Source organism: Kitasatospora purpeofusca (assembly GCF_034043715.1).
In the GTDB taxonomy this organism is placed as follows: domain Bacteria; phylum Actinomycetota; class Actinomycetes; order Streptomycetales; family Streptomycetaceae; genus Kitasatospora; species Kitasatospora purpeofusca_A.
In genome coordinates this window covers 25,219-31,421 of record NZ_JAXCLC010000087.1, presented here as the reverse complement: position 1 = coordinate 31,421, position 6,203 = coordinate 25,219, and the positions used below count along the sequence as shown (strand labels likewise).

At 74.3% G+C, this 6,203-nt stretch carries 7 protein-coding genes and 1 pseudogene; 3 read left to right on the top strand and 5 right to left on the bottom strand.

Annotation, left to right across the window (positions count from 1 at the left end; genetic code table 11):
• Positions 1-55: 55 nt before the first annotated feature.
• From SM793_RS32080 to SM793_RS32070, 3 genes are all read right to left on the bottom strand, one after another.
• On the bottom strand, positions 56-901 hold the full coding sequence (locus SM793_RS32080; protein WP_320441836.1) for an undecaprenyl-diphosphate phosphatase: 846 nt from the start codon (positions 899-901) through the stop codon (positions 56-58).
• Positions 902-1,178: 277 nt separating this feature from the next.
• Entirely contained in the window at positions 1,179-1,877 is a 699-nt protein-coding gene (locus SM793_RS32075; protein WP_320441829.1) for a class I SAM-dependent methyltransferase, read from the bottom strand.
• Positions 1,878-1,961: 84 nt separating this feature from the next.
• Positions 1,962-2,183 carry a hypothetical protein gene (locus tag SM793_RS32070; protein ID WP_320441837.1) on the bottom strand — a complete coding sequence of 74 codons (222 nt, stop codon included), beginning with the start codon at positions 2,181-2,183 and terminating at the stop codon, positions 1,962-1,964.
• Between SM793_RS32070 and SM793_RS32065 the strand changes: the two genes are divergently transcribed.
• Positions 2,139-2,648, top strand: coding sequence for a DUF4396 domain-containing protein (locus SM793_RS32065; protein ID WP_320441835.1), 510 nt, complete (start codon positions 2,139-2,141; stop codon positions 2,646-2,648). The two genes, SM793_RS32070 and SM793_RS32065, sit on opposite strands and share 45 nt — an antisense overlap.
• A gap of 177 nt (positions 2,649-2,825) precedes the next feature.
• On the opposite strand, the gene SM793_RS32060 is transcribed toward SM793_RS32065, so the two are convergent.
• On the bottom strand, positions 2,826-3,371 hold the full coding sequence (locus SM793_RS32060) for a PadR family transcriptional regulator (RefSeq protein WP_320441828.1): 546 nt from the start codon (positions 3,369-3,371) through the stop codon (positions 2,826-2,828).
• A gap of 154 nt (positions 3,372-3,525) precedes the next feature.
• Between SM793_RS32060 and SM793_RS32055 the strand changes: the two genes are divergently transcribed.
• Both SM793_RS32055 and SM793_RS32050 read left to right on the top strand, forming a co-directional pair.
• Positions 3,526-4,287 carry an alpha/beta hydrolase gene (locus SM793_RS32055; protein ID WP_320441827.1) on the top strand — a complete coding sequence of 254 codons (762 nt, stop codon included), beginning with the start codon at positions 3,526-3,528 and terminating at the stop codon, positions 4,285-4,287.
• Positions 4,288-4,357: 70 nt separating this feature from the next.
• Positions 4,358-5,272 (top strand): annotated as a pseudogene (locus SM793_RS32050) (aminoglycoside phosphotransferase family protein); the annotation flags it as partial.
• A gap of 32 nt (positions 5,273-5,304) precedes the next feature.
• On the opposite strand, the gene SM793_RS32045 reads toward SM793_RS32050, so the two are convergent.
• Positions 5,305-6,192 carry a biotin-dependent carboxyltransferase family protein gene (locus SM793_RS32045; protein WP_320441833.1) on the bottom strand — a complete coding sequence of 296 codons (888 nt, stop codon included), beginning with the start codon at positions 6,190-6,192 and terminating at the stop codon, positions 5,305-5,307.
• Between the last annotated feature and the right edge of the window lie 11 nt (positions 6,193-6,203).

Sequence of the window (6,203 nt, the reverse complement as noted above, 5' to 3'; positions counted from 1 at the left end):
GGGCCCGGCCCCGCTCCGTCGTTCCGGGGCCCGGGGCATGGAATGGAACGCGGTTCTACTTCGCGACCACGCCGGCGTCCGGCGTCAGGGTGCCCACGGACACCAGGACGATGATCAGGATGCCGAGCGCGATCCGGTAGACCACGAACGGCATGAAGCTGTTGTTCGAGATGTACTTCAGGAACCAGGCGATCGCCGCGTATCCGACCACGAAGGCGATCCCGGTGGCCAGGATGGTCGGCCCCCAGGCCGGAGCCGGGCCCTCGCCGATCTTGAACAGCTCCAGCAGGCCGGAGGCCAGCACCGCCGGGATCGCCAGCAGGAACGAGTACCGGGCCGCCGCCTCGCGGCTGTAGCCGAGCAGCAGACCGGCGCTGATCGTGCCGCCGGAGCGGGAGACGCCGGGGATCAGGGCGAGCGCCTGGGCCATGCCGTACGTGGCCGCGTGCGGCAGGGTCAGGTCGGAGATCGGCTTGGCGTGCCGGACCGCCCGGGTGCGGTCGGCGATCGCGAGCACCACGCCGAACAGGATCAGCGTGCCGCCGATGATCCGCAGATCGCGCAGATCCTGCTCGATGGTGTCCTGGAACAGCTTGCCCAGGATGCCGATCGGCAGCGTGCCCATGATCACGAACCAGCCCATCCGCGCGTCCTGGTGCGAGCGCAGCGCGGGCCGGAAGAGCGAGAGCGTCCAGGTCTTGATGATCGCGGCGATGTCGCGACGGAAGTAGATCAGCACGGCGGTCTCGGTGCCGAGCTGCGTCACCGCGGTGAACGCCGCTCCCGGGTCCTGCCAGCCGAACAGAGCGGGGAAGACCCGGAGGTGGGCGCTGGAGGAGATCGGGAGGAACTCGGTGAGCCCCTGGATCAGGCCTAGGACGGCCCCGTGGAACCAGTCGATCACCGGACACCCGCCCGGGGTATCCGTCGGTCGATGCGCATGAAGCGTTCCTTGTTGGTCGGTGCGGGAACGGCCCTGCGAACCGGTTGGCGCGGTCCAGCGGCGCGGTCCGATGGCAGGCGAACGACCGGTCCCGCCCGGCGCTCGGGCCGCGCGCGGGCCCGGCGCCCGCCTGATGCTACGCCGTTCGGGTGACAGCCTTTCCCCCGGCCCACCTCCGGCGCACCGCCCGTCGCCCTGTTCCTCCCCGCTTACTCCGCTTTCGCCCCGATGCCGCTCAGGCGGCCGTCGGCCGGGCGCGCGCCCAGCTCCCGTCCTCGGTCAGATAGGTGTCGACCGTCAGCCCGGCCTCGGCGAGCGACCGTTCGAACTCGGGTCGGTCCATCGGGCGGGACGGGAAGGTCTGGGTCCACCGGGCGTCCGGGAACTCGTACACCACGTGGACCCGGTTCACCCCGTTGCCGAGGGGTGTGGCCGATTCCACCCTGACCAGGCCGTTCTCCCCGAGTGCCCGCTCGCGCGGGACGTTCGTCTGCCAGTCCTCGCCCTCGCGCTGGATGAGCACACAGCCGTCCGGGGCGACGTGCCGGCGGCAGGTCTCCAGCAGGCCCCGGCGGACGGCGAGGCTGCCGGCGTGCACCAGGAAGGAGGCGAGCAGGACGACGTCGAAGCGTTCGCCGAGGTCCAGCCGTTCGATCGGGGAGAGCGCCGTGCGGGCCCCGCGGATCCGCTCCAGCATCTGCTCCGACTCGTCCACGGCCGTCACCCGGAAGCCCCGTTCCACCAGCGGTCGGGTCATCCGGCCGACCCCGCAGCCGAGTTCCAGCAGGCTCGCGCCGGGCGGCACGGCGCCGGCGATCACCTCGACCTCGTCGCGGATCGGCAGCCGTTCGTACAGTTCGACCGCGCATCCGTCCGGGGTGATCGCCCCGGGGCCGGTGCCGTCGTATCCCTCGCGTCGTTCGCCGGTCGTCATGCGAACCATCGGAGCACGGCCGGTGCGCGGTGGGAAGAGGGCGGGGCGAAGAAGGCTTGGCAGATACCCCAGGGGGGTATACAGTCATCGACGAGCCGGGCAGCACGGCGAAGGAACGAGTACGTGGAGGACGACATGGCGCACCCCGCCCAGCACGAGCGGCAGCAGCACAGCGGTCACGACAACCACGGGCAGCACGGGCACCATGGTCCCGAAGGGCACGACGCGGGCCACGAGCGGCACGAGGACCACGGGCAGCACATGAGCCACGAACAGCACCAACATCATGCGGAGCACGCGCACCACGCACATCACGGGAGCGGGGGCGGGCGCGTGACCTGGGCGACCGCCGCGCAGGCGACGCTGCACTGCCTCACCGGCTGCGCGATCGGCGAGATCCTCGGCATGGTGCTCGGCACCGCCTTCGGCCTGCACAACGGCGGGACCGTGGTGCTCTCGGTCCTGCTGGCCTTCGTCTTCGGCTACGCGCTGACCATGCGCGGCGTGCTCGGGGCGGGCCTGGACGTCCGCACCGCGGTGAAGGTCGCGCTGGCCGCCGACACCGTCTCGATCATCGTCATGGAGATCATCGACAGCAGCGTGATGGTGACCGTGCCCGGTGCCATGGACGCCGGTCTCGGCGACGTGCTGTTCTGGTTCGCCCTGGCCGGTTCGCTGGTCCTGGCCTTCGTCCTGACGGTCCCGGTCAACAAGTGGATGATCGGCAAGGGGCGCGGCCACGCCGTGGTCCACGCCTACCACCAGCACTGACCGGTCCACCGGCGCTGCCCGCCGCACCGGACGCCGCGGCCCGCGCCGACCCCTCCGCAGGGGGTCGGCGCGGGCCGCGGCGTTTTCGCGTGCCGGGTCCGGCGGCCCGGCCCCGGTTCACGCCTCGGCTCGGGATCGGGCTCAGACCCCGGCTCGGGCTCAGACCCCGGATCGAGCTCAGGCCCCGGCGCCGGCCGAGCGGTCGAGTTCCGCGAGGGTCGTGTGCAGCCAGTCCCGCTCGGCGGTGGTGGTCGCGCGGGCGATCAGCAGCATCCCCCGGCGGAACGGGTCGGTGGTCTCCTCGGCGCCGATCGGCCGGTCCCCGTCGTAGAAGAAGCTGGCCGGTTCGTCGAGGAACGCGAGGCGGCGCCGGAGCACGGCCGCCTGCGCGGCCGGCTCGCCGTCGAGCTGGCGGAGGAAGGCGAGCAGGGTGAACCAGCGGTTCTCGTCGCTGACGTCCAGCTCGTCGGGGGTCCGCAGCCGGTCCAGCAACGTGGTCCGGCCGGCGTCGGTCAGCCGGAGGGTGTGTCGGGGCGCGGCCGCCGCGCCGGGTTCGGTCGAGCGGACCAGGAGCCCGTCGGCCTCCAGACGCTTGATCGCCGGGTAGAGCGTGCCGTCGCTGATCGGCCGCACGTGGCCGGTGAGCGCGGCGAGGTGGCGGCGCAGTTCGTAGCCGTGCAGGGGCCGGTCGTGGAGGAACCCGAGGATCGCGAGCTTCAGCATGGGCCCACTCTGCCAGACGCCGCGAGATATATCGGTGTTGCGATACCTCGGCGTCGAGGTATGGTCGTCTCGCCGCCCCCGGGAGGAGTCGGGAGGCGGCAGCCCCGGGAGTGCCTGCCCGGGTCCCCTTGTCGACAGCAGAAGGAGCACGACCGTGCGCGACGCCATCGTCACCCCGAACGGCGACCGGATCCGCTGGGTGGAGATCCCCGGCAAGGAGCCCGTCCGCCTCTATCTGCACGGCCTCGGCTCCAGTTCGCCCGTCTACTACGCCGCGGCCGCCGCCCACCCGCTGCTCACCGGCCACCGCGCGCTGCTGCTCGACCTGCTCGGTTTCGGCATCAGCGACCGTCCCGCCGACTTCTCCTACACCCTGGAGGCGCATGCCGACGCCGTCGCGGCGGCCGTCCGCGCGGCGGGGGTGGAGCGGGTCGAGGTGATCGGCCACAGCCTGGGCGGCGCGGTCGCCGTCCTGCTCGCCCATCGGCACCCCGGGCTGGTCGACCGGCTGGTCCTGGTCGACTCCGTCCTCGACCCGGCCGCCCCGACCCGGACCCCGGGCAGCAGCGGACTCGCCACCTTCACCGAGGAGGAGTACCTGGCCGGCGGGTGGGAGCAGGTGGAGCAGTGGGCCGGCCCGTTCTGGTGGGCCACCATGCGGCTCGCCGGGCCCGAGGCGCTGCACCGCACCGCCGTCCACCGCTGCCGGGGGACCGTCCCGACCCTGCGTGAGCAACTGCACGGCCTGGACGTGCCGCGCACCTTCCTCTTCCCCGCGGCCGACGGCGAGCCGGCCGGTGCGGAGCTGCTCCGGGAGTCGGGGGTGGTGCTGGCGGCGGTGCCGGACTGCGGGCACAACATCATGATCGACAACCCGGACGGATTCGCCGAGGCCACCGCCGCCGCGCTGGCGTAGGGTCGTTGCGCTTGTCCGCTTGTCCGCTTGTCAGGCTTCCGTCGACCGACCCCCGACTGTTGCGAGGAGGGTGTCCGTCGTGCTGCCGATCCAGGTCCCCGAGGCGCTGGTCGCCTCCCTCGTCGAGTGGCACGGCGAGGACGGCCGCCGCTGGGCCGACGGACTGCCCGCGCTCGCGGCGGCCTCGGCGGACCGCTGGGGGCTGCGCCTCGACGGCCCGCCCGCACACGGTGTGGTCGGCCTGGTCCTGCCCGTCCGGCGGGCCGACGGCTCCCGCGCCGTGCTCAAGCTCCAGCGGGTGGACGCCGAGACGCGGGGCGAGCCGCTCGCCCTGCGGGCCTGGAACGGCCGGGGCGCCGTCCGGCTGCTCGAGCACGACCCGGCCACCGGCTCGATGCTGCTGGAACGCCTCGACCCGGCCCGCTCCCTGCTCGCGCTGCCCGACGACCGGGCCGCCACCCGCGTCCTCGCCGACCTGCTGGCAGAGCTGACGGAACATCAGGCGCCGCCCGGACTGCGGACCTTGGCCGAGATCGCGGACGGCATGCTGGCGGAGGTCCCGGCCGTGCGCGAGCGGCTGGCGGGGGAGGACGACCGCCGGCTGCTGGCGGATCTGGCGGCGGCCCTCCGCGAGGTCCGGCCCGAGCCGGGCGACCGCCTGCTGCACTGGGACCTGCACTACGGCAACGTGCTCGCCCCGTCGGCCCCCGACCTCCGGATGCCCTGGCTCGCCATCGACCCCAAGCCCCTGGCGGGCGACCCGTGCTTCGAACTCCTTCCGGCCCTGGGGAACCGCTGGTCCGACCTCACCGCCACCGGCGACCTCCCGCGCGCCCTGCGCCTGCGCTTCGACCTGCTGACCGACCGCCTCGCCCTGGACCGCCCCCGCGCCGTCCGCTGGACCCTCGCCCGCGTCCTGCAGAACGTCCTCTGGGACATCGCGGACGGCGCGTCGGTGATCGACGGGACGCACCGGACGATCGCGGGCACTGTCGGGAAGCCGGGCCGGGGCGGGGATCACCCGGCCAGGACGGTGAAGCGCAGCGGGGTACCCGGGCGGGTCTGCGCGGCCGCCGCGAGGTCGGCGGAGGGCACCACGCCGACGACGGGGTAGCCGCCGGTCGTCGGATGGTCGGCCAGGAAGACCACCGGGAGCCCGTCCGGCGGGACCTGGACGGCGCCCAGCACCATGCCCTCACTGGGGAGTTCGCCGTCCCGGGAGCGGGCCAGCGGCGGGCCCTCGGTGCGCAGCGCGATCCGGTTGCCGGCCGGGGAGACCCGGTAGCTGTCGCGGGCGAGCCGGGCGAGGGCGTCCGGGGTGAACCAGTCCGCCCGGGGGCCGAGTCGCAGCCGCAGCACCAGTTCACGCGGGGGAGCGGGCAGCGGGACGAGTTCCGGCGTCGCCCGGTGGGGCGGCCGAGGGCCGACCGGCAGGCGGTCGTCGGCGGACAGCGGGGCCGGGCCGAGCCCGGAGAGCAGGTCGGCCGAGCGGCTGCCGAGCACCGGCGGGACGGCGATCCCGCCCGCGACGGCCAGGTAGGCACGCACCCCGGCGGTCGCGGTGCCGAGGTCGAGCACCGCCCCGGCGGGCACCGGGACCGGCGCGCCCCAGGCGGCGGGCCGGCCGTCCACCCGGACCGGGCAGGGCGCCCCGGTCACCGCGACCAGCAGCGGCCGCAGGGCCCGCACCGCGACGCCGCCCAGGGTGGTCTCCAGGGCGGCGGCCCCGGGTTCGTTCCCGAGCAGGCGGTTGGCCGCCCGCAGCGCCGGTTCGTCCAGCGCGCCGGCCCTCGGCACCCCGAGGTGCGCGACGCCGCGCCGCCCCAGGTCCTGCACCGTGGTCAGCGGACCCGGCCGCACCACGACCAGCCCGTCCGTTGCGACCGGCCCGTCCGTTCCGACCAGCCCGTCCGTCC